Consider the following 1902-nt stretch of genomic DNA (forward strand, 5'->3'; position numbering starts at 1 on the left):
ATGATTGGAAAAATACGAGTTGTGATCGAACACATCAATAGTCAATTGAAAACATTTAGAATATTAAGTGAACGCTATCGAAATAGACGGAAAAGATTCGGTTTACGCATTAACTTAATCGCTGCACCGGTAAACCGGATAAATTTTCAATAATGACTTTCGCAAGAGATCTAATGAATAAATATCCAAAAAGCCCATCAATTGAAGTCCAAGCCCATCAACCAGGTATTCAATCGAAAATGCATCCCCAGCCCGAAGTCATCAAACCCAACTATCAGGGCAGCAATAAATTAAAAGACAAAGTTGCCCTGATTACCGGGGGTGATAGCGGCATTGGCAGATCAATCGCCGTACTGTTTGTACGCGAAGGTGCAGATATTGCCATCTGCTATCTGGAAGAAGATGAATATGCTGAAGAAACCAGGAAAATGAAGGCCGCCGTTGCCTAGTGTTGAAATGCGATTTTCAACATCACGATGGAATATGCAAGCTAGGTGCAATTACCTCATTCACCCGGAGTTTATCTACAAATTTATTGAAAAATAAGACCGGGATTAGAGTCAATGCAGTCGCTCCTAGTCCGATCTGGACATACCGTTGATTCCGAGCAGTTTTGATGAAGAACAGTTAAAATATTTTGGCAAGACAACGCCTATGGAACGCATGGGACAACCCAGTGAAGTAGCTCCTGCATACCTGTTTCTGGCCTCGGATGAAGCAAGTTATATATCCAGGCAAGTCATTTATGTTAATGGAGAAACCATTATTAATGGTTAAAGTATTTAAAATCACCAGTTGAAATTTTATTTAAAGCTTGAGCGCCTGTGAAAATAATTTAAATCATGATGAATCAAATCCCTCACCAAACATTGACATATTATTACCCATCATTAATTTTTTCTTTGCTTAAATGAATAAAGCAGTAAATCTAGAGAGGAACTCATCATGCCTAGAGGCGATAAATCATCTTATACAGAGAAGCAGAAACGGCAAGCCAAACATATTGAGGAAAGTGAAAAAGAGCGTGGGCTTTCCGAGGAAGATGCGGAACGGATTGCTTGGGCTACCGTCAATAAGCAGGATGGTGGTGGCAAGAAAAAAAGACACCATTGAAGATTATTCTTTCTACAATTCTATAAAGCTCTTTCATCAGGGCTTTATTTGATTGATCTGCCTATAAGCCAGCAATTTTACCGTTTATCGGATGGTGTAATTACAAAAACACTCTAACAGCATGATTATTCTTAGTTTATAAAATATATGCTGACATTATTCACAATTTTTAAAGGTTCAAATGAATCAACACCGTTAAAATCTTAGTTTACCCGTCACAGGGGTGAATACTGATGACACTCTATTGCATAAAAAAGAATCAAAGCTTTCTCGCTTATCGAGATCAATTTGATGACTGCCATAATTGGCAAATGTCCGATCTGGATTTAGCCTTAGCCAGCCCATGGTACTGGACGACCGATAAAAATGTAGCCAAAATTTTTATAACCCAAACTGAAGCAGAAGTTTTTCTAACTACCCATTACGGAGAGTCTTTTATCCTGGAGGAAATAAACTTGTATAGATATGAATATGATTAACTTAATTTAACTCAAATCTATTACCAGCCAGACAATTTTATTTAGTGAGCTGGGTATGCCTTACAAGACAGCCCAGCAGCTAAAATCGCCATCAACTGCTTATTATTGGTTTGAGTACGAATAGTGCTAAATTTGTAAGATTCATGATGCCAGCCTACTTTTTTTGCTGTAATTGAGGATAAATAACCCTAGTTACGGATAAGCTAAATTTCTAACGACATGAATTTTTGGCTTATTCTTCTGACAGAGTTGATAAGCACATAAACATGAAAATATGCCTGCTAGAAAACCGGAAATAGTCCGATGTTTA

1 protein-coding gene and 3 pseudogenes are annotated in these 1902 nt (G+C 37.6%); 3 read left to right on the plus strand and 1 reads right to left on the minus strand.

The genetic code is table 11. The features are described 5' to 3' along the window. The 3 genes and pseudogenes from FTU91_RS16255 to FTU91_RS16265 all read left to right on the plus strand — a co-directional run. Nucleotides 1-153, plus strand: a pseudogene (locus FTU91_RS16255) (IS5/IS1182 family transposase); the annotation flags it as partial. A gap of 20 nt (nucleotides 154-173) precedes the next feature. Then, nucleotides 174-777: pseudogene (locus FTU91_RS16260) on the plus strand (SDR family oxidoreductase). A gap of 168 nt (nucleotides 778-945) precedes the next feature. After that, the gene (locus FTU91_RS16265; RefSeq protein WP_086197367.1) at nucleotides 946-1113 is read left to right on the plus strand and encodes a hypothetical protein; all 168 of its coding nucleotides are present in this window, start codon (nucleotides 946-948) and stop codon (nucleotides 1111-1113) included. 671 nt (nucleotides 1114-1784) lie between these two features. Here FTU91_RS16265 and FTU91_RS16270 read toward each other — a convergent pair. Further along, a pseudogene (locus FTU91_RS16270) lies at nucleotides 1785-1902 on the minus strand (IS982 family transposase); the annotation flags it as partial.

The sequence above is a fragment of the Acinetobacter sp. YH12201 genome, from assembly GCF_013418145.1.
GTDB lineage: Bacteria > Pseudomonadota > Gammaproteobacteria > Pseudomonadales > Moraxellaceae > Acinetobacter.